Origin of the sequence: Rhodococcus sp. 5A-K4 (genome assembly GCF_046097995.1) — a bacterium.
In the GTDB taxonomy this organism is placed as follows: Bacteria; Actinomycetota; Actinomycetes; order Mycobacteriales; family Mycobacteriaceae; genus Rhodococcus_F; species Rhodococcus_F erythropolis.
On the sequence record NZ_JBJURM010000008.1, the window covers coordinates 67320 to 88211 of the forward strand.

The window sequence follows — 20892 nt, forward strand, 5'->3', positions numbered from 1 at the left end:
AAGTATCGCCCACCGAAACGGCGCCCTGAGAAACGCGGTCCAGATCCGACCGCCACCTGCATAAACGGCACAATCGGTTTCGTTTGGCTGCCGAAATTCAGTAGGTTAGGCTGCCCTTCATGAAAACTTCTCTTCGGGGCTTCACTGCCCTCGGTGCGGCTGCAATCGCGGTCACCGCACTTGTCTCGTGCTCCTCGGATTCAGGCACATCCACGACATCCCAAGGTACGGACGGATTCCCCGTCAGCATCGAGAACACCTTCGGCACCACGACCATCGACTCGAAGCCCGAGCGCCTCGTCACCCTCGGATGGAACGCGCAGGACATCCTGTACGCACTCGATCTGACTCCGGTCGGACAGCCCAAGTACACCTACGGTGCGGACGACAACGGCGTCATGCCCTGGGCCCAGGACTACTTCGACGCGGACAAGACAACGCTCTTCGACATGCCGGCCAGCGGAGAACCGCCGATCGAGTCCATCGCGTCGTTGACCCCCGACGTCATCCTGGCGCCGTACGAGGGCTTCGAGGAATCCGTCTACAACCAACTGAGCAAGATCGCACCGACGGCCGCTTATCCCGGCGCAGCGTGGCAGACGTCCTGGCAGGACCAGACCCGCATCGTCGGCAAGGCAGTCGGCAAGAGCGAAGAGGCCGAGAAGCTCGTCGACGGCCTCGACGCGACTCTCGCCGATACCGCCGCAGCCCACCCGGAGTTCGCCGGAAAGACATTGGCAGTGGTCAACTTCGACACCGATTCGAGCAACATCAACGTCTATCTGCCCACCGACCCGCGGGTCCAGGTGCTGACGGAACTCGGATTCGTCAACGCGCCGGGCGTCGAGAAGCTCGCCGCGGACAATGCAGGTGGATCGTTCTTCAAGACGATCTCCTACGAGAACATCGCCGACATCGACGCCGACGTGATCGTCGGCTTCACCGACGGCTCCGGTGATCCGTCCGGCATACCCGCAGTCGGTGGACTCGACGCGGTCAAACGCGGATCCACCGCATTCCTCAGCGACACCCGCGTCATCGGCGGACTGAGCAACGTCAACGTCCTGAGCACGCCTTGGGTCCTCGGCCAGATCACACCGACGTTGAGTGAAGCCGCAAAGCGCGCGACCGCCTAGAAACGGGATTTTCACGACACCCTCAAAGCCAACTCCCACGGCATGAACTACACGAGCGGGTTCACTCTGAAGCCTGACGCCACAGGCACGATCCTCGAGATGTACTTCTCCGGCGAATCCGAATCCACTTCACGTATCTCGAAGATCTTCACAGCGGTATTCGGTCGATTGGGCGCGCGGGTGACCCGGAAATTCATGGCAAAGGATCTCGAGGACATCGCAGCAAAAGCCGAGAGTCTCGCGGGTAAGTAAACCGCCCTCACCTGCACCGACATTATTGTTTGCATACTGACTGCAATCAATACCTTGTCTCTGCGTCCGGTTGTTTCGACCTGGGAATGGACTCAGCTGGATAACGGCGCGTGAGTCCCCGCCAAATCTCGTCCGGTGGGCGTAGCGTGCAGAGTGCTCGCGGATGGATCGACGCATCGGGGTGTCGACCGTAGGGCCTTTGAGGGGGCAGGAATGGCATTCAGCGGAACCGCCTCCGGCGGTGGATCCGGCGCTACTCGCGCCGACGTCGGACATGCAGTGCTCTTCGCCGGCGCCGCCGCGCTCGGCGGTTTTCTGTTCGGATACGACACCGCCGTCATCAACGGGGCAGTCGGTGCGATCCGAGACAAGTACGACATCGGCGCCTCGGGCACCGGGCTCACGGTCTCACTGACTCTGCTCGGCGCAGCACTCGGCGCCTGGATCGCAGGCACACTCGCAGATCGCCTCGGCCGCATCCGCGTCATGCAAATAGCCGCGGTGTTGTTCATAATCGGCGCCGTCGGTTCCGCAGTTCCGTTCAGCGTCTACGACCTCACGTTCTGGCGCGTGGTCGGCGGCCTGGCCGTCGGTTTCGCATCGGTCATCGCTCCGGCGTACATCGCGGAGATCTCTCCCGCTGCGATTCGCGGCCGTCTCGGTTCGATGTACCAATTGGCGATCGTTCTCGGAATCGCCGTGTCGCAGTTGGTCAACTACGCACTCCAGGCCGCGGCCGGTGGCGATCGCAATCAGATCGCGGGCCTCGAGGCCTGGCAGTGGATGTTGATGCTCGAAGCCGTTCCCGCAGTTCTGTATCTGATCATGACGACCACGATTCCCGAGTCGCCGCGATTCCTCGTAGCGCAGGGCAAGGACGATCGCGCTCGCAAGATCATCTCCGACCTGGAAGGCGGCGATCACGACGCCGTCACCGAGCGGATGAACGAGATCCGCGACTCGCTCAGCGAGAAGCAGGCCAAAACCACGGTCCGCCAACTCTTCTCGAAGCGGCTCGGCGTCTCCCACCTCGTGTGGGTCGGTATCGCGTTGGCCGCACTGCAGCAGCTGGTCGGTATCAATGTGATCTTCTACTACTCCAGCACCCTGTGGCAGGCAGTGGGATTCGGCGCCGACCGCTCCCTTCTGATCAGCGTCGTGAGCGCCTTGGTCAACATCGTCGGTACGTTTGTCGCCATCGCCGTCATCGACCGGGTCGGTCGAAAACCGCTGTTGTTGGTCGGTTCCGCCGGTATGGCCATCTCACTGGGCACCGCGGCATTCTGTTTCCATTCGGCAACAGTGACCAAGAACGAGATCGGCGAATCGGTGGCCACGCTGACCGGAGCCAACGCGACTATCGCACTTATCGGTGCGAACGCATTCGTGTTCTTCTTCGCTCTGTCCTGGGGCCCGGTGGTCTGGGTGTTGATCTCCGAAATGTTCCCCAATCGCGTGCGTGCTGCAGCAGTAGGAATTGCGACCGCCACCAACTGGGTCGCGAACTTCCTGGTCTCCTGGACGTTCCCGGCACTGGCCGATTGGAATCTGTCGTACACCTACGCCGGCTACGCCGTCATGGCAGCGTTGTCACTGTTCGTCGTCCTGCGATTCGTGAAGGAAACGCGAGGCAGCACACTCGAATCCGTCCAGTAGCGAGATCTCACGGTTTCACACCGAAAAGCGGTGGCCCTCGGATTGATCCGAGGGCCACCGCTTTTCGAGATTATCGTGAGACGAGCCGTCAGCCTTGCGCGACTTCGCCCTGAGCCGAAGCCGACGACGCGTCTTCCTGGACGTGGACGCCGACGCTGCCCATCCCCGCCACCCAGCCGGTGATCTTGCGGGAGAGGTCCTGAGCCGTGAGTCCGAGTTCCTTGTGGATGGCTTCGCGGCTGGCGTGATCGAGGAACTGCTGGGGAACGCCCATGTCGCGGCACGACGTGTGCACTCCGGCGGCACGCATCGCGGCCGAGACCGTCGAACCGATGCCGCCGTGCAGACCGCCGTCTTCGATGGTGACCACAAGGGCGTACTTGTCCGCCATCTTCACCAGCGAATCCGCGACCGGCAGAACCCATCGCGGATCAACGACGGCAACCGAGATGCCCTGCTTGTCGAGCCGCTCGGCAATCTCCAGTGCCAAGGATGCAAACGGGCCCACCGCGACGAGGAGCACGTCGCCGCGCTCACCCTCGCTGGCCTTGAGAACGTCGACCATTCCGTCGAGTCGCTTCACTGCCGGAATCGCTTCGGGTACAGCACCCTTCGGGAACCGTACGACCGTTGGGCCGTCGTCGACGAGAAGCGCCTCGTCCAGTTCTTCCCGCAGTGTGTCTGCATCACGCGGTGCCGCGACGCGAATCCCCGGGATGATTCCGAGCAGCGAAAGATCCCAGACGCCGTTGTGGCTGGCGCCGTCGACTCCGGTGACCCCGGCGCGGTCGAGCACGACTGTCACCGGTTGTTTGAGCAGTGCGACGTCCATCAACAACTGGTCGAAAGCCCGATTGAGGAAGGTCGAGTAGATAGCAACGACGGGGTGAAGTCCGCCAAGTGCAAGACCGGCGGCCGAGGTCATCGCATGCTGCTCGGCGATACCGACGTCGAAGATCCGATCGGGGAACTTCTCCCCGAAGGCCGCGAGGCCGGTGGGCCCGGCCATCGCCGCGGTGATGGCGACGATGTCCTCACGACGCGAAGCCTGCTCGATCAATGCGGCCGAGAAGACCGACGTCCAGTCCAGCGCGGACGACTTAGTGCCGCGACCGGTGACGGGATCGATGACGCCGGTGGCATGCATCTGGTCGGCCACGTCGTTCTCGGCGTGTGCGTAACCGTTGCCCTTACGAGTGACGGCATGAACGATGACCGGTCCGCCGTAGGCCTTCGCCCGGCGCAACGCCGATTCCATGGCGGCTTCGTCGTGTCCGTCGACCGGTCCGAGGTACTTGATACCCAGATCGGTGAACATGACCTGAGGGCTGACAGCGTCCTTGAGACCCGCCTTCATTCCGTGCAGGACGGAGTACGCGGTGCGCCCCACCCAGGGCAGTCTCTTGACCATGCGTCGGCCACTGTCGAGGGCGCGCTCGTAACTCGGTGCGGTGCGCAGTGCCGAAAGATGGTCGGCGAGGCCGCCGATGGTCGGCGCGTACGAGCGGCCGTTGTCGTTGACGACGATCACCACCGAACGGTCTTTTCCGGCTGCGATGTTGTTGAGGGCTTCCCAACACATTCCGCCGGTCAGGGCGCCGTCACCGACGACGGCGACAACGTGGCGATTCTGGCCCGTGAGCGCGAAGGCCTTCGCGAGGCCGTCGGCATAGGACAACGCGGCGGAAGCGTGAGAGGACTCGACCCAGTCGTGTTCGCTCTCGGCGCGGCACGGATACCCGGACAGTCCGCCCTGCTTACGCAGAGTGTCGAACTGATCCTGACGACCGGTGAGGATCTTGTGCACGTAGGCCTGATGGCCCGTGTCGAAGATGATCGCGTCCTGCGGCGAGTCGAAAATTCGGTGCAGTGCGAGGGTCAACTCCACGACGCCCAAGTTGGGCCCGAGGTGACCACCGGTCGCAGCGACCTTCAGCACGAGGAACTCACGAATCTCGTCGGCCAACTCCGTCATCTCGGCGTGGCTCAACTGACGTAGATCGTCAGGACCCTGAATGCGGGCAAGAACACCCAACGAGATCGCTCCCTCCGTGCTTCACAGCTGCACCGGTGCGCGCCGCGGCTGTCTTCGCGACAGTGCTGCCAGTCTACGGAGCGTTCCGGCGAACCGACACGCGGACTCGGCCCGAATCCGGTGTGACTTCGCGTAACAGCGAAATCCCACGGATCGCTCGTGATCGCAATCACAGACAAATGGGATCCGTCGCAATCGACTCGACAACTCTTGTTTCACAAAACGACCGCCATGTCGGCTTAAGGTCGACATATGGGAACTGTGGTCGAAGACCTGATAACGCGAGTGTTCGACGAAGTCCGATCACTCGACGAGGGCGAGTTGGCCGACTACATCCCCGAACTCGCGGCGGTCGCCCCCGATTCGTTCGGAATCTGCATCGCCACCGTCGACGGTTACGTCTACGAGATCGGCGACTCGCGAATCCCGTTCACCATTCAGTCGATCTCGAAACCCTTCACCTACGCCTTGGCTCTCGCCGATCGGGGAAGCGAGGCGGTTGCCGCGAAAATCGACGTCGAACCATCCGGCGAGCCGTTCAACGAAATCAGCCTCGACCCGCTCACCGAACGGCCACGAAACCCCATGATCAATGCCGGGGCGATCACCGCTGCATCACTGGTCGCCGGCCCGAATCCCGAGGCCCGCTTCGAGCGCATCCGCTCGGCGTACTCGAGGTACGCGGGCCGCGAACTGGCATTCAACGAGTCGGTCTACACCTCCGAGGCGCGCACCGGTCACCGCAACCGCGCGATCGGACACATGCTGCGATCCTTCGACGTCATCACCGGCAATCCCGACGAGGCCGTCGACCTGTATTTCCGTCAATGCTCGATCGACGTGACCTGCCGCGACCTGAGTCTGATGGCTGCGACGATGGCGAACAACGGTGTCAATCCGCTCACCCACGAGCGCGCGCTGGCCCCCGCGGGCGTCGAACAGGTCCTCAGCGTCATGGCGACGTGCGGCATGTACGACGGCGCCGGAAAGTGGCTGGTGGAGGTCGGATTGCCGGCCAAGAGCGGCGTCGGCGGCGGAGTCCTGGCGGTTCTGCCCGGCCAGATCGGCATCGCGGTGTACTCCCCCAGGCTCGACGTTCACGGAAACAGCGTTCGCGGAGTTGCGTCTGCCCGGGCACTGTCGAAGGAACTCGAACTGCACTTCCTCCACGTGACGCGGGCGTCACGCTCGTCGATCCGGGCCAGATACAGCGTCATCGAAGCACCGTCGCGAGTACGACGCACCCCGACCGAACAGGCTGTGCTCGACGACGTCGGCAAGCGCAGCCGGGTCTACGAACTGCACGGCGATCTCCTCTTCACCGGTGCCGAATCGGCGGTCCGCGAAATCGGCTCGGTGGACGAGGGCCTCGAAGTTGTCGTCATCGACGTCCGCCGTGTCGACGACGCCAGCGACGTCGCAGTACGCATGATCACCGCGCTGCAGGTTCAACTGGCCGAGCAGGCTTGTGCGGTGGCCGTCGTCGATCCGCAAGGACTGCTGGGACAACGAAGTTCGAGCATCGACCCCGCCAGAAGAAGTGGTCGGGTTTTTGCGGATCTCGATTCCGCCATGCAGTGGTGCGAAGACACGTTGCTTGCGGTGCATTGTGAGGCCGAACGGCAGGCGTCGACGATCTCGATCGAGGACCACCCAGTTCTCGATGCTCTGTCCGCGGCACAGATCGAGGGATTCTCGGCAGAGTTGGAGACTCGTACCTATGCCCGCGGCGAGAAGATCGCCCGCCGAGGTGAATCGGCGTCTGGCTTCTACCTGATTCTCAGTGGCCAGGTCAGCACCATGTTCACCGACGCGCACGGGGTCGAGCACCGCATCACGACGCTCTCCGCCGGAATGACGTTCGGCGAGATGACGATGTTCCTCGACACTCCGTTCCTCAACGACATCCGCGCCGATTCCACGGTCACCGTGGCCGTGCTGACTCCGGAGCGATATGCAGAACTGACCGCACAGGCACCCGAGTTGAAACTTGCGCTTCTCGAACGACTGGCTGCGGGCGCCTACGAGCAATTGGACCTGATGTTGCGGAGTGTCATATCCGCCGGACGAATCGGATAGGAAGTACACATGCCGACCACCGCCCTCACCTCGGAACCGTCCACTGTCACGGTGACCGGAACTGCCACTGCAACAGCTGTTCCCGACATCGTGCGGCTGACGATCGGAGTATCGGTGACACAGACGGCCGTTTCCGACGCATTCGACGCCGTCGCGCGTCTGTCCACTGCTCTGACCGAGACCCTGCACGCGCGCGGTGTGCGCGGAGCGGACCTCACCACCGCCGGGCTGAGCGTCCATCCGCAGACTCACTGGAGTGACGGAGGCCGCCAGGAGACAACAGGATTCACCGCATCGACAACTTTCCGAGTCGTACTGCGAGAGCTGGAGCCGGAAGCGGCGAACTCCCCCGCCGCCGTCATCGCGGCGTGTGTATCGGTGGGCGGCGACGCGATTCGGCTCGACGGGCTCGAGTTCGACCTCGACGACCGCAGCGATCTGGCGACAAAAGCACGCGAATTGGCATGGACGGCAGCCGAATCGAAAGCCAGACAGTTCGCGGACCTGGCAGACAAAGATCTGGTCGAAGTTCTCGAGGTGCTCGAGGACTTCGACCAGATCGTGCCGATGCGCGGACGTGTCGCGGCGATGAAAGCGGATTCGGCCCCGATAGCCGTCGAACGCGGAGAGATCGAAGAATCGATCTCTGTCCGCGTTCGATGGGCTATGGCGTGAGAGAACTGTTCAGAAGACGCGGCCGGCGGTAGACCAGCCGGGCATGCGGATCAGCGAGTGAGGTTCTTCTCTTCGTTCTTCTCTTCGCGCTCTTCTTCGTACTTCTGCTCGGCGTCAGGAGTCGCGATGTCGATCGTGGTGCGCAGCGGACGGTTCGGGATGAAGATGACCGACACGAGCGTGACCACAGCGACGACGGCTGCGACCAGGAAGATCCGTCCTGTCGCGTCGCCGTAGGCGAACCGAACGATCTGCGAGACGAAGTCAGGCATATTGCTCAGGTCGAGGCCGTCCTGGAGGCTCTTTCCAGCTACTGCCTGCTGCTCGGGCGGCAAGGTGGAGACCGAATCGACTGTCAGTGTCTTGACGCGGGTCGCAAGAATCGAACCGAGCACCGACACGCCGATCGCGCCGCCGAACGTGCGGAAGAACGCCACGATACTGCTGGCCGCACCGATGTTCTCGACGCTGACCGTGTTCTGCACCGCGAGCACGATGTTCTGCATCAACATGCCGGTACCCAGACCGACGATGGCGATGAAGATTCCGATGGTCCAGAGGCTGGTGGCGTGGTCGATCGTCGACAGCAGCCCGAAACCGACCAGCAGCAGAACTGCGCCGGCGACGATGAAGGGCTTCCACTGACCGAACTTGGTGATCAGCTGTCCCGAGCCGACGGAGGCGACGAGCATGCCTGCGACCATCGGAATGGTGAGCAATCCGGCTTCGGTGGGATCGAATCCGCGTGCGGTCTGGAAGTACTGCGTCAGGAAGGTCGTCGCGCCGAAGAGGCCGACACCGACTGCGATCGAGGCGATGATCGCGAGAGCAGTTGTGCGCTCGGTGATGATCTTGATCGGCAGGATCGGATCCTTGACCTTGGATTCGACGAACATCGTCAGGCCGAGCAGGGCCAGACCACCGATGACGAAGAAGGCCGACTCCTTCGAGAACCAGGCGTAGTAGTCGTCCTGACCGGCAAACGAAACCCAGATCAGCAGGACGCTGACACCGGCGGTGAGCAAGGTGGCGCCCATCCAGTCGATGGAGACGTTGTCCTTCTTCACGGTCTCGACGTGCAGTGTGCGCTGAAGCAGGAACAGCGCGATGACTGCCAGCGGAACACACACGTAGAAGCACCAGCGCCAGCCGGCAGTGTCCACGAGGACGCCACCGAGGATCGGTCCACCGGACATCGAGACGGCCATTGCCGCACCCATGTATCCGGAGTAGCGACCGCGATCTCGCGGCGGGATGATCGTGCCGATGATGGCTACGACGAGAGCGGTCAGGCCGCCCATGCCGATGCCCTGGATGACACGTGCACCGAGCAGCAACGGAACATTGTGCGCCGCGCCGGCGATGACCGAGCCGATCACGAAGATGACGATCGCGGTCTGGACCAGGACCTTCTTGTTGTAAAGGTCGGCCAGTTTGCCCCAGATCGGCGTCGATGCCGCGGTGGCGAGCAGTGCCGTGGTGATGATCCACGCGTACTGCGTCTGAGTTCCGTGCAGTTCACCGATGATCGTGGGAAGCGCTGTCGAAACGATGGTGCTACTCAGCAGCGCGGTGAACAGCGCTGCGATGAGTCCGGTGAGTGCTTCGAGAATTTCGCGGTGAGTCATCGCGCCCGCTTCGCGAGCCGATCCGTCACCTCCGGTACTTGCCCGGGTTTCTCCTACTGTTGCTGCCATGTGCCTTATCTCCCAATACTTTCTACGCCCGTGTGCGGAACTGCCGGTGAGGCCTGCCGATTCGATGCGCCGAACGTCTCATTGAGACGTTGCAGCGATGTCACTGCGGCCATGGCCTCTTCCTGGCTCCAGTCTTCGAGCATGTTGCGCAAACGCGCCGCACGCCGCTGCGTGGTTCTCCGTAAAACGTCGTGTCCCTCTTCCGATACTCGGATGCGGAACGCCCGCTTGTCAGCCGGATCGGGATTTCTCTCGACATACCCCGCGTCGACCAGATCCGACATTTGCCGGCTGAGCGACGACTGACTGACACATAGATCGACGGCCAATTCGTTCTGTCGGCACTCCCCACGCGCCGCCAGCATGAACAACACACTGACCAGCGCAGGCGGCAGCAGGCTGTCTGCACCGGTGGTGACCGCGGCTCGCAGCGATCTGCCGAACATGAAGATCGTGTCGACGAGCGCCTGGGCCGTCTCCGGCTGTACCGACATTGCCTACCCCTGAATTCGAGTGGCCCGAACGAGCCGTGACTTGAAAACGGAAAACTACTTGCAGAACGAAACTATACGATTAGTTGCGTAATGCAAGCAACTGTTCTGAACGCGAGAAGCGTCACACCGTTTCAGGGAAAGATTTCGGGACGCGTCAGCGTTCGAGGAGCGCGATGCACTCCATGTGGTGTGTCTGAGGGAAGGCGTCGAACGCCCGGAGGCCGCCGATTCTGAAGCCCTGCTCCAGGTAGAGACCGATATCGCGGCCGAACGACGCCGGGTCGCACCCGATGTGCACGATCCGTTCGGCGCCCGTTGCGGCGAGAGCTTCCACGACCGGACGGCCGGCTCCCGCACGTGGCGGGTCGAGCACGACGACGGCAGGCGAACGCTCCAGATCCGCGATGACGTTCTCCACGCGGGCGCTGTGGAAGCGCACCTGACCGAGATCGGACAGAGCTGCCCGCCCGTCCGCGACTGCGCGCGCCGAAGATTCGACGGACTCCACCACGCCGGACGGCCCGACAAGGTCGGCGAGCACGGCTGCGAAAACCCCGACTCCGCCGTAGAGATCCCACGCCGTGTCCGCGGTAGCGGCTCCGGCCCACTCCCCGACCACCTGTGAGTACGCGTTCGCAGCGCCGCGATGTGCCTGCCAGAAACCGGTCGCGGCCAGCGCCCATTCTCGATTGCCGACGCGCTCGATCACTGTGTCCGATCCGATGGCCACTCGGGTCTTTCGCGGGCCGCCGCTCGCCGCTCGGCGTGCCATCGCGCCGCGACGCCCCGGAGTCCGCCGTCCCGTCTTGGACACCGCGGGTGCGGCAATTTCCACGACGTGCCGCTGACCGGCAGCGTCGAGAACGACCTGCAGCTCGCTCCCTGGCGCCCATTGCGCACCGCCGAGACCGTCGTACGCGCTCTGATCGATCTGGGTGCAGCGCAGGTCCGTGACGATCCGGTTGCTCCGGTACGCGTGGTATCCCGCGACCCCGTGCCCGTCCACCGCCAACCGGACTCGCGTGCGCCAACCCGTTCCGTCTCCGGTTCCAGGTAGTTCCTCTACCGCGACGTCCGATTCGACACGAGCGAGTCGCAGAAGCTGCTCACGCACGACCGAGGTCTTCATCTCACGTTGGACACTCAGATCCGCATGCGAGTAGTCGCAGCAGCCCGCCCCGCCCGGGCCGGAGATCGGGCATGTCGGATCGATGCGATGCGGAGATGCGTCGAGAACTGTGATCGCGTCGGCGCGGCAGAACGATCCGCCCTTGTCCTCCGTCACCCGGACCAGCGCCCGCTCCCCCGGCAAACCGTGACGGACGAACACGACCCGTCCCTCGTGCCGGGCGACGACGAACCCGCCGTGACCGGGGTTGCCCAGATCGACCTCGAAGGTCTGCCCGGTCCAATTCTCACTCAACGAACTACGCCTGCCATTTCGATGTTGCCGATCATTTTTCGCCGGTGATCATTTCTCGCCGGTGTCGTAACCGCGACGCGTGGCGCCTGCGGTCTTCTCGATGTCCAGCGGCTTTGCCTTTGCCGACGAACTCAGCTGCCACGGAACGCTGGTCACCATCACGCCGGGCTGGAAGAGCAGACGACTCTTCAGACGAAGCGCGCTCTGATTGTGCAGGATCTGCTCCCACCAGTGTCCGACGACGTACTCGGGAATGAAGACGGTGACGACATCACGCGGAGCATCGCGTCGTACACGCTTGACGTAATCGAGAACCGGCTTGGTGATTTCGCGGTACGGCGACTCGATCACCTTGAGCGGAACCGTCACGTCGCTCTTCTCCCACTCACGCACGAGTGCACGGGTGTCGGGCTCGTCGACGTTGACCGTGATGGCTTCGAGAGTGTCCGGTCGCGTGGCTCGCGCGTAGGCGAGAGCTCGCATGGTCGGCATGTGCAACTTCGAGACGAGCACGATCGAGTGTGTGCGGCTGGGCAGTACGCCGTCCCACTCCTGCTCCTCGAGCTCGGCTGCGACGCTGTCGTAGTGCTTGCGGATCATCTTCATCACGATGAAGATCGCGACCATCGCGACGATGGCGATCCAGGCGCCGGCAGCGAACTTGGTGATCAGAACGATGATCAGGACGGTGGCGGTCATTGCGAGACCGATCGAATTGATCACTCGCGAGCGCTGCATCCGGGCCCGCTGTGCCTTGTCGGTCTCGGACTTCAGATGCCGAGTCCAGTGCTTGATCATGCCCGTCTGGCTGAGCACGAACGAGACGAAGACGCCGACGATGTACAGCTGGATGAGCTTGGTGACCTCGGCGCCGAACACCACGACGAATGCGATCGCAGCACCGGAGAGGAAGAGGATTCCGTTGCTGAATGCCAGTCGGTCGCCGCGCGTGTGCAGCTGACGCGGTAGGTACCGATCCTGCGCCAGGATCGATCCGAGTACCGGGAATCCGTTGAACGCGGTGTTCGCGGCCAGAACCAAGATCAGTGCCGTGACGATCGCCATGAAGAAGAATCCGATCGGGAAACCACTGAACACGGCTTCGGCGATCTGCGCGATCAAGGTCTTCTGGTGATAACCCTCCGGCGCACCGACCAGCTGTTCCTGCGGATTGTGTGCGTAGACGATGCCGATCTTCTGAGCCAGGATGATGATGCCCATCAACAGGACGATGGCGATCGACCCGAGCAGCAGCAAGGTCGTGGCCGCGTTGCGCGATTTCGGCTTCTGGAACGCCGGTACGCCGTTACTGATGGCCTCGACGCCGGTCAAGGCAGCACAGCCCGAGGAGAAGGCGCGCGCGATCAGGAACGCGAAGGCAATTCCGTACAGATGCGAATCCTCGGCGTTGAGCGTGAACGACGACGACTCCGCGTGCACGTCCTCGCCGAGGACGTAGATCCGGAAGAACCCCCACCCGAGCATCAGGAACATGCCGACGATGAATGCGTAAGTCGGAATTGCGAACGCGGTCCCCGATTCACGGATACCGCGAAGGTTGACCGCGGTCAGCAACACGATCGCCGCAACCGCGAACAACACCTTGTGCTGTGCGACGAACGGCAGAGCCGAGCCGATGTTCGACGCCGCCGACGAGATCGACACGGCGACCGTCAGCACGTAGTCGACCATCAGCGCACTACCGACGGTGAGACCGGCGGTCGGGCCGAGGTTGACCGTTGCAACCTCGTAGTCGCCGCCACCGGACGGGTATGCATGGACGTTCTGGCGGTAGCTCGCCACCACCACAGCCATGACGATGGCGACGGACAATCCGATCCAGGGTGTGTACGCGTACGCGGAAATACCCGCGACGGAGAGAACCAGGAAGATTTCTTCGGGGGCATACGCGACGGACGACATCGCGTCGGACGCGAAGACCGGTAGTGCAATTCGCTTGGGTAGCAGCGTGTGCCCGAGTTTGTCGCTTCGGAACGGCCGACCGAGCAGGAGCCGCTTGGTAGCGGTCGAGAGCTTAGACACGTGCAAAGCGTAAGCCGTCTCGCCCGATTCGGAGTCATCAGAGCCCCAACTTCACCTTTTGTCGTGACACCCGGCACGCAGGCGACCGTTGTACTTGCTCTTCCCGTGAGGGGCTGTACCGTTCGATTCGGCGTGCAATCGCGCCATGAGGGTCCATGAACGGAGTAGGGCGTGTATGTCGTCATCATGGGGTGCGGTCGAGTGGGTTCTTCCCTCGCCGCGTCTCTGACCAGGATCGGACATGAGGTCGCCGTCATCGACCGCGATCAGAGTGCGTTTCTGCGTCTCGATCTCGACTTCCCGGGAACCAAGGTTCTGGGAATGGGGTTCGACCGTGACGTGCTGGTCCGGGCGGGCATCGAGCGGGCCGACGCCTTCGCTGCGGTGTCCTCGGGAGACAACTCCAACATCATCGCAGCGCGAGTCGCACGCGAGACTTTCGGCGTCGAACGCGTCGTCGCGCGTATTTACGACGCCAAGCGTGCCGCTGTTTACGAGCGCCTCGGCATCCCCACCGTCGCGACCGTGCCGTGGTCGACGGATCGCTTCCTGCACACGCTGACCAAGGAAAGTCAGACCGCGAAGTGGCGCGATCCTTCGGGCACTGTTGCGATTACCGAACTTGCCCTGCACGAGGATTGGGCCGGCAAGCCGATCGCACTACTCGAGAGCGCGACCAGTTCGAGAGTCGCCTTCATCATCCGATTCGGAACCGGCGTGCTCCCCGATCGCAAGACCGTCATCCAGGCCGACGACCAGGTCTACATCGCCGCGGTATCGGGAACTGTCGCCGAAGCGATCGCACTGGCCGGCAACCCGCCGCCGAGTGACGACTGACGGAGGCCGCAGATGACTGATCCGAACGCCGCCCCTCACAACAAGCCTGCGACTGTGTTGCACTACAACGTGATTGGAAGTTCTCGATGAAGGTCGCCATCGCCGGAGCCGGCGCCGTAGGCCGCTCCATTGCGCGAGAGCTGATTCGAAGCTCACACGACGTCATGCTGATCGAGCGCAAACTCGATCACATCGAACCGGAGTCGGTGCCCGAGGCGAAGTGGGTACACGCGGACGCGTGCGAACTCAGCCGCCTCGAGGACGCGTCGATGGAGTCCTACGAGGTCGTGATCGCCGCAACCGGAGACGACAAGGCCAACCTGGTCCTCAGTCTGCTCGCGAAAACCGAGTTCGGCGTTCGCCGAGTTGTCGCCCGCGTCAATGATCCCCGCAACGAATGGCTCTTCGACGAGTCGTGGGGCGTCGACGTCGCCGTCTCGACACCGCGGATGCTCGCTTCGCTCGTCGAAGAAGCCGTCTCCGTCGGTGACCTGGTCAAACTGATGACACTGCGGCAGGGGCAGGCCAATCTCGTCGAGATCACGTTGCCCGACAACACACCTCTTGCCGGAAAAGCCGTCAAGAAGCTCGAACTTCCGCGGGACTGCGCACTGGTCACCATTCTGCGGGGTGGGCGTGTGATCGTCCCGCAGATGGACGATCCCATCGAAGGTGGAGACGAACTCCTGTTCGTCGCGGCCGTCGACGCCGAGGATCAGTTGCGCGTTGCACTCCGCCTGGAGAATTGACCGACGAACACACTGACGACGAAAGGGAATCACATGGCACAAGCACCCGAAAACACCGTAGTCACCGACAATCCAGCCCAGAGCCGGTACGAGATCCATGCAGACGGCGACCTCGCCGGCATCGAGGACTACACCACGTCCGGTGACGTCGTCTCGTTCAACCACACCGAGATCTACCCGGCCTTCGAAGGTTTCGGGCTGGCCGCGATTCTCGTCCGCCAGGCTCTGGACGACCTACGCGCCCGTGGCCTCAAGGTTCACCCGGTCTGCCCGTACGTCGTGAAGTTTCTCGACAAGCACCCCGAGTACCAGGACCTGATCAGCTGAGATCGCGGTCTTCGCGCGGCTTCGTCAGATTCACCGAGCCCACCTCTTCGGACCCTGCGTCCGTTGCGGTGGGCTCGCTGCTTTCGGGCTCCACAACCGGTTCCGGCTCGACGATGCGATCGGCCTTCCGCACAGCCCAGACCGTCACGAGCAGCACCAAACCGGTCAATGGCCAACCCATGCCGATACGCGCGACTGCGAGCCATCCGGTGTGGTCGGTGTCGTAGAGCTGTGACTGAACGAGATACCGCGCACCGAAGACCAGCGCCCACGCCGCCGTCGCGATGTCGTAGAGCCGGACGGCGGAGCTGTGCTTGCGCCACAGATTGCCGTGCCCGTTGAGATAACCCCAGATGATTCCGACGAGGGGCCAGCGCACGAGGATGGAAATCAGGAAGACCGCACCGTAGGCGAGGCTCGTGTAGATACCGAAGAGGAAATATCCTTTGGCATCGCCGGTGCGATAGGCGATGAACGCGGAAACTCCGACTCCGAGAAACCCGGAAATTGCGGGTTGGAGGGAATCCTTGCGGAAAAGGCGCCAGGCCGCGATAGCGACAGCGACGCCCAATGCGGCCCAGATTGCCGCGGTAAGGTTCCAGATGCTGTTGACCGGGACAAAAATCAGAATCGGCAAAGACGAATAGATCAGACCACTCAGCCCGCCGAGTTGGTCGATTACCGATCGCTGTTGTGTTTCAGTCACCTGTCGAGGGTGCCACAGTCACCGAGTTGCACGGTAAATGCGGGAAACGCGCCTATTCGCCGCGCAGTTCGTAGTAAGGGTTGAAGATCGCCTTGCGACCGTCACGCTCGCCCACACGACCGCGGATCAGCAGGGTCTTACCGGTCTCGATTCCCGGGATCCGGCGACGCCCGATCCAGACGAGATTGATCACCTCGGTGCCGTCGAAGAACTCGGCCTCGATGCTGGCATTTCCCGACTTGGGACACGCGTCGACGCTGCGGAGTCGGCCCACCATCGTGACTTCTTCACCGCGACGACAATCGCAGGCCTTCTGACCTCCGGAAGCCTTGTTGGACTCGGCCATCTCCTGGGCGTCCAACTGGTCGACGTCCTCGGTCAGACGCTGGGTCAGTCGACGAAAATATCCTGCGGCGGCGGGTGCCATTGCGCGCTCCTGCGAACATGTGTGACGCAAGGGTTTCGCGTCACGTGAAGGGCTGTGTGATCGCCACTGTAGACCCATTACGAGCGTGTAACCACACCGGTCAGTCCGCGTCTCGGGGGCACCGGGCAAGATCAAAAGATGCAGAACTCAGAATCGGCGACCGTTGCCGTCGTTCTCCCAGGTACAGGCTCTGACGCCCACTTCGCAGACCGCGCATTCCGGGCGCCGCTAGCGACTCTGGGTGTGCGCATCGTCGCAATTGAACCGGACCCTCGGCGTGTCGTGGACGGCTATCTGGACGCGATGGACCGAGCCGCGGACACGCACGGCCGAATCATCGTCGGAGGCGTCTCGATCGGGGCCGCCGTGGCGCTCCAGTGGGCCGCCGAGAACCCCGATCGAACCGTGAGTGTGTTGGCAGCGCTTCCGGCCTGGATCGGGTCGGCGGACGACGCACCCGCTGCAGCGAGCGCGAGGTTCACCGCAGCACAACTGCGCTCCGAAGGATTGGAGGCGGTGATCGCAGCGATGCTCGCGTCGAGTCCGGCGTGGCTCGGAGCCGAACTCGAGCGCTCCTGGCGCTCTCAATGGCCCGATCTCCCGGCCGCGCTCGACGAGGCGGCGTCGTACCACTCGCTCAGCGAGAGCGCGTTACAGGCGGTGGGCATTCCGGTCGGCATCGCTTCGGCGGTGGACGATCCGGTTCATCCCGCGGCAGTGGCGCAGGCCTGGGCGAATGCACTCCCCCGCGGCGCAGTCGCCACGACGACGCTCGACATGATCGGGCGCGACCCCGCGGTTCTCGGGTCCACCTGCATCAAAGCGCTCGCGGCGATCGAATCCGATACCACCGCGAGCGCCTGAAAGAAAACCTGCTACTGACCCAATTGCTGCATGGCAGAACCGGATTCGCCGCTACGCGGCGGCGGGGTCGGTCGCGCTGGAGGTGACGGCGGAGCGGGCGGAGCTGACTGCTGTTGCTGCTGGGCGGCGACTTGTTGCTGCTGCGCTGTTGCCAACTGCTGCTCGTGTGCGGCCGCCAGCTGCTCGGCGAGTACCTGCGGGAGCACGACGGGCAGCGGTGTCCGCACCGGATGCGGCTCTGATCCTCGGTTGACGACGGTGTCGCGCAGGATGTCGCGTGCGATTGCCACCAAAGGGGTGTTCGCGGCGGTGGATCCGCTCGGACCCGCAACCACGCAGCGCACCATCCACCGCGGACCGTCGACGCCGATGAACCGCAGGTCCATGTTGGCCGTCACGGCAGCCAGTTCCCGGCCCCAAGGGCCGTTCTCGACGCTCACCGCAGAATTGTCGTCGCGAAGCGACTGCGCGAGCTCGGCAACGACCTCACGCCACTGACCGGGTGATTTCGGGGCGGCGTATGCAGCAACCGTGATGCGGCCATGTTCGGTGACCAGGTGCACGGCCTGCGGCGAACCGTTGGGTGCCATCTCGACCTGCAACTGTCCGCCGGTCGGCATCGGCACCAGAACGGAACCGAGATCCAGGCGCTGACCGTCACGGCCTGCCGTCGGATCGTCGGAATCGATCTCCGTGATGTCGTAGGGGCCTTCCGATTCGTCACCGAACTCGTCGCCGGCGACGTCGAAATCGTCTTCGACCTCGTCGATCTCCACCGACTCGTCGTTCTCGTCACCGAAGAAGCTGGTGGGTTCCTCGTCGACGTCTGTCTTCTTCTTGCGTCCGAACATGATTCAGACTCCCTCTCCGACGACCGCGCCAGGCGCATCGGTATCGAGTATCGCGTGACCGCCGCTGGAACCGTAGCCTCCGGTTCCTCTGGTCGTGTCGTCCAGCGACTCGACTTCCTCGAAAACCGGAAGTTCGACTCGTTGAACCACGAGCTGAGCGATTCGGTCACCGCGGCGGATGTCGATGGCTGTGGCCGGATCGAGATTGATCAAGCAGACCTTGAGTTCGCCCCGGTATCCCGCGTCCACGGTTCCGGGCGCGTTCACGATCGACAGTCCCGATTTTGCGGCAAGTCCGGAACGCGGATGGATCAACCCGACGGTGCCCACCGGCAAAGCGATCGCGATCCCCGTTCCGACCAGTGTTCGGTGGCCGGGTTCGATGGTGACATCGCTGGTGGAGCACAGATCCACACCCGCATCTCCGGGATGCGCACGCTGTGGAACGGGCAGGTCTGGATCCAGTCGCTTCAAGGCGATGGAGAGATGGTCGCTCACGTGGGCCAAGACTACTCGTAGCGACGGACTATCCTTGACAGGTGCCCGAAACATCTCGACCTGACGTCGCCACCACAACGCCCCCGTCCACGACGCTGTTCTCCGAGCGCCTGTGGGTGCCGATCTGGTGGTGGATCGCCGGACTGGCCGTAGCCGGACTCCTCGCGGCCGAGGTCCACATGGGCCGCCCGGGGCTTCTCTCGTACCTGGCGTACGTCGTGCTGCTCCCCATCCCGATCTGGGCGGCATTCTGGCTCAGCCGGATGCGCGTCGAGGTGGTGGAGACAGCAGGGGTGAAAGAACTGCACGTGGGTCGAGCCCACCTGCCGGTCGAACTGATTTCGCGGGCGGCAGCAGTGCCGGCTTCCGCAAAGAGTGCGGCGATGGGGCGCCAACTCGATCCGTCGGCGTTCGTCCAACATCGCCCATGGGTCAAGACAATGGTGTTGATCGTGCTCGACGACCCGGAGGATCCCACGCCGTACTGGCTGGTGAGCACACGTCGTCCCGCTGATCTGCTGGCTGCGCTGGATCGCTGACCAGCGCGGTCACAGCAAAGCAGTACTTCCCGACCCTTGGTCGACCCGCGAGCTGACGGGTCGACCACCGGGAAGGGAGATCAGGCAGCGCAGTCCATGCATACGAGCTGTCCGTTGGCATCACTGGCCAGGCGGCTGCGGTGATGAACCAGGAAGCAGCTCGAACACGTGAACTCGTCTGCCTGCTTCGGAACAACTCGAACCGAGAGTTCCTCGCCGGAAAGGTCGGCACCCGGCAGCTCGAAGGACTCCGCGGTGTCCGTCTCGTCGATGTCGACGACGGCTGACTGCGCTTCGTTGCGTCGCGCCTTCAGCTCCTCGAGAGAGTCCTCCGAAACCTCGTCGGACTCTGTACGCCTCGGTGCGTCGTAGTCAGTTGCCATCTCGTCTACCCCATCCTCTTCGTGTATCCCGGTCCCGTGTGCGCCGAGAATCCGGTAGATCCTTGATGCGCATGGAAACCGCCGTGGCATCCAGATCATTCCCTGTCGCTGCATAACGCTGCAGGACTGGAATTAGTGCCCGGAAGTTCCTTCCGAGAACGTGATCTGCGCCTCATTTGGTTGTCATTTCGGCGTCCGGCCGATGCCCAGTTGAACGACCTGGGCCGCCAGACAGTAGCCGACGTGAGCACGAAAGTAGTAACCGAATCGGAAATTTCCGAAAAATGACTGCGAATTGTCACCAAGGCAAGAGCAAGCTGTGACCTTTCGGCGACATTTTCAGACCGGATCCGGGTAGAAACTGCCCGCTAGTTGCCCAACTACCGTTGGGCGATCGCCAGCGGCCCGACGCGTCGAGCCGCGCTTCGGCTGTGTCGTCACACAAGCCCTCTAAGGTAGGCACCGAACGTCATGCCGGCGCCGCTCGGCCCGATGGCGAAGTAGAAGTTTCGTCAAGAAAGTCGAGGGATACCGTGGTTTCTCTGATCACCGAAGGCAGCTCTACCGATGACCAGGGACGTCCGTTCCGCCGTCGGCGCGCGTGGCCGGTGATCGCCGTGTTCGCGGTACTCGCATTGATCGGCAGTGTCTTGTGGGTCCGCATCCTGAGCGCCGAGGCAGAAGTCAGTGACACCGTCGCCTGCAACCTCCCGCAGCCTTCCTCCGATCCCTCGGCAGCGGCGCCACTACCGCTGGGAACCGTCGTCGACCGTTCGAAGCTGCTCGACGTGGATCCCGCTCCCCTGGCGGCCACCAAGGTTCGTGTGTTCAACGCCAACGGCGAACACGGTCAGGCCGCCCAGGTGGCAGCGCAACTGAGCGAGTTCGGCTTCTCCAGCGCGCCGGACGTCCAGGTCGGAAACGACCCCGTCTACGTCGACCAGAACATGGAGTGCCAGGGTCAGATCCGCTTCGGAGCGAACGGCCTCGCCGCCGCCAGTTCCGTCTGGCTGGTCGCCCCCTGCGCCGAACTGGTCCAGGACGGCCGCGGCGACGACACCGTCGACCTGGCTCTCGGCACCTACAACAAGGGCGCCCTGACCCCCAACACCGACGCCACCGCGATCCTGCATGCTCTGGCCGAGCAGCCCGCAAACGCCGAAGTCGCTCCGATGGACATCGCACTGCTCAAAGCAGCGCGCACGGCGCGCTGCTGACAAA

21 protein-coding genes are annotated in these 20892 nt (G+C 63.2%); 11 read left to right on the forward strand and 10 right to left on the reverse strand.

Features of this window, described 5'->3' with window-relative positions:
* The first annotated feature begins 119 nt into the window (after positions 1 to 119).
* The 3 genes from ACKAMS_RS13005 to ACKAMS_RS13015 all read left to right on the forward strand — a co-directional run bounded on the left by ACKAMS_RS13005 (position 120) and on the right by ACKAMS_RS13015 (position 3044).
* Positions 120 to 1136: an iron-siderophore ABC transporter substrate-binding protein gene (locus tag ACKAMS_RS13005; RefSeq protein WP_046378494.1), complete on the forward strand. Its 1017-nt coding sequence runs from the start codon at positions 120 to 122 to the stop codon at positions 1134 to 1136.
* 42 nt (positions 1137 to 1178) lie between these two features.
* Positions 1179 to 1388: a hypothetical protein gene (locus tag ACKAMS_RS13010; RefSeq protein WP_020969504.1), complete on the forward strand. Its 210-nt coding sequence runs from the start codon at positions 1179 to 1181 to the stop codon at positions 1386 to 1388.
* Between the two features lie 213 nt (positions 1389 to 1601).
* Positions 1602 to 3044, forward strand: a complete 1443-nt coding sequence (locus ACKAMS_RS13015) for a sugar porter family MFS transporter (protein WP_020907569.1) — start codon at positions 1602 to 1604, stop codon at positions 3042 to 3044.
* 88 nt (positions 3045 to 3132) lie between these two features.
* Here ACKAMS_RS13015 and dxs read toward each other — a convergent pair whose 3' ends face one another.
* Positions 3133 to 5079, reverse strand: coding sequence for a 1-deoxy-D-xylulose-5-phosphate synthase (dxs, locus tag ACKAMS_RS13020; protein ID WP_408989114.1), 1947 nt, complete (start codon positions 5077 to 5079; stop codon positions 3133 to 3135).
* 252 nt (positions 5080 to 5331) lie between these two features.
* Here dxs and glsA point away from each other — a divergent pair, with 252 nt between their 5' ends.
* Together glsA and ACKAMS_RS13030 are read left to right on the forward strand one after the other, a co-directional pair.
* A complete protein-coding gene (glsA, locus tag ACKAMS_RS13025) occupies positions 5332 to 7158 on the forward strand; it encodes a glutaminase A (RefSeq protein ID WP_019748258.1) in 1827 nt (608 codons plus the stop codon).
* Positions 7159 to 7167: 9 nt separating this feature from the next.
* Positions 7168 to 7833 carry an SIMPL domain-containing protein gene (locus ACKAMS_RS13030; RefSeq protein WP_019748257.1) on the forward strand — a complete coding sequence of 222 codons (666 nt, stop codon included), beginning with the start codon at positions 7168 to 7170 and terminating at the stop codon, positions 7831 to 7833.
* Between the two features lie 50 nt (positions 7834 to 7883).
* Here the strand turns inward: ACKAMS_RS13030 and ACKAMS_RS13035 are convergent, their stop codons facing one another.
* From ACKAMS_RS13035 to ACKAMS_RS13050, 4 genes are all read right to left on the reverse strand, one after another.
* Positions 7884 to 9530, reverse strand: coding sequence for an MDR family MFS transporter (locus ACKAMS_RS13035; RefSeq protein ID WP_019748256.1), 1647 nt, complete (start codon positions 9528 to 9530; stop codon positions 7884 to 7886).
* A gap of 5 nt (positions 9531 to 9535) precedes the next feature.
* Positions 9536 to 10024, reverse strand: a complete 489-nt coding sequence (locus ACKAMS_RS13040) for a MarR family winged helix-turn-helix transcriptional regulator (protein WP_003942624.1) — start codon at positions 10022 to 10024, stop codon at positions 9536 to 9538.
* A 154-nt stretch (positions 10025 to 10178) separates the two neighbouring features.
* A complete protein-coding gene (locus ACKAMS_RS13045) occupies positions 10179 to 11447 on the reverse strand; it encodes a class I SAM-dependent RNA methyltransferase (RefSeq protein WP_408989115.1) in 1269 nt (422 codons plus the stop codon).
* A gap of 48 nt (positions 11448 to 11495) precedes the next feature.
* Positions 11496 to 13490 carry an APC family permease gene (locus ACKAMS_RS13050; protein WP_007732857.1) on the reverse strand — a complete coding sequence of 665 codons (1995 nt, stop codon included), beginning with the start codon at positions 13488 to 13490 and terminating at the stop codon, positions 11496 to 11498.
* Positions 13491 to 13661: 171 nt separating this feature from the next.
* On the opposite strand from ACKAMS_RS13050, the gene ACKAMS_RS13055 reads away from it, so the two are divergent.
* The 3 genes from ACKAMS_RS13055 (at position 13662) to ACKAMS_RS13065 (ending at position 15403) form a co-directional block, all read left to right on the forward strand.
* Complete coding sequence (locus ACKAMS_RS13055) at positions 13662 to 14327, forward strand: TrkA family potassium uptake protein (protein ID WP_019748254.1); 666 nt, start codon at positions 13662 to 13664, stop codon at positions 14325 to 14327.
* A gap of 86 nt (positions 14328 to 14413) precedes the next feature.
* Complete coding sequence (locus ACKAMS_RS13060) at positions 14414 to 15076, forward strand: TrkA family potassium uptake protein (protein WP_003942632.1); 663 nt, start codon at positions 14414 to 14416, stop codon at positions 15074 to 15076.
* Positions 15077 to 15109: 33 nt separating this feature from the next.
* Positions 15110 to 15403 (forward strand): GNAT family N-acetyltransferase, encoded by a 294-nt coding sequence (locus ACKAMS_RS13065; protein ID WP_019748253.1) that lies wholly within the window; start codon positions 15110 to 15112, stop codon positions 15401 to 15403.
* Here ACKAMS_RS13065 and ACKAMS_RS13070 read toward each other — a convergent pair.
* Complete coding sequence (locus ACKAMS_RS13070) at positions 15396 to 16109, reverse strand: DUF3159 domain-containing protein (protein ID WP_019748252.1); 714 nt, start codon at positions 16107 to 16109, stop codon at positions 15396 to 15398. The genes ACKAMS_RS13065 and ACKAMS_RS13070 overlap by 8 nt on opposite strands.
* A gap of 52 nt (positions 16110 to 16161) precedes the next feature.
* Entirely contained in the window at positions 16162 to 16536 is a 375-nt protein-coding gene (locus ACKAMS_RS13075; protein WP_003942613.1) for an OB-fold nucleic acid binding domain-containing protein, read from the reverse strand.
* 138 nt (positions 16537 to 16674) lie between these two features.
* On the opposite strand from ACKAMS_RS13075, the gene ACKAMS_RS13080 reads away from it, so the two are divergent.
* Complete coding sequence (locus ACKAMS_RS13080) at positions 16675 to 17400, forward strand: alpha/beta fold hydrolase (RefSeq protein ID WP_378666418.1); 726 nt, start codon at positions 16675 to 16677, stop codon at positions 17398 to 17400.
* Positions 17401 to 17411: 11 nt separating this feature from the next.
* Here ACKAMS_RS13080 and ACKAMS_RS13085 read toward each other — a convergent pair whose 3' ends face one another.
* Positions 17412 to 18251 (reverse strand): DUF3710 domain-containing protein, encoded by an 840-nt coding sequence (locus ACKAMS_RS13085; RefSeq protein WP_378666416.1) that lies wholly within the window; start codon positions 18249 to 18251, stop codon positions 17412 to 17414.
* A 3-nt stretch (positions 18252 to 18254) separates the two neighbouring features.
* Positions 18255 to 18749, reverse strand: coding sequence for a dUTP diphosphatase (dut, locus tag ACKAMS_RS13090; RefSeq protein ID WP_003942635.1), 495 nt, complete (start codon positions 18747 to 18749; stop codon positions 18255 to 18257).
* 41 nt (positions 18750 to 18790) lie between these two features.
* On the opposite strand from dut, the gene ACKAMS_RS13095 reads away from it, so the two are divergent.
* Positions 18791 to 19288 (forward strand): DUF3093 domain-containing protein, encoded by a 498-nt coding sequence (locus ACKAMS_RS13095; protein ID WP_019748248.1) that lies wholly within the window; start codon positions 18791 to 18793, stop codon positions 19286 to 19288.
* Positions 19289 to 19368: 80 nt separating this feature from the next.
* On the opposite strand, the gene ACKAMS_RS13100 is transcribed toward ACKAMS_RS13095, so the two are convergent.
* On the reverse strand, positions 19369 to 19671 hold the full coding sequence (locus ACKAMS_RS13100) for a DUF4193 domain-containing protein (protein WP_003942593.1): 303 nt from the start codon (positions 19669 to 19671) through the stop codon (positions 19369 to 19371).
* Between the two features lie 533 nt (positions 19672 to 20204).
* On the opposite strand from ACKAMS_RS13100, the gene cei reads away from it, so the two are divergent.
* The gene (gene cei / locus ACKAMS_RS13105; RefSeq protein WP_003942618.1) at positions 20205 to 20888 is read left to right on the forward strand and encodes an envelope integrity protein Cei; all 684 of its coding nucleotides are present in this window, start codon (positions 20205 to 20207) and stop codon (positions 20886 to 20888) included.
* Positions 20889 to 20892: the final 4 nt, after the last annotated feature.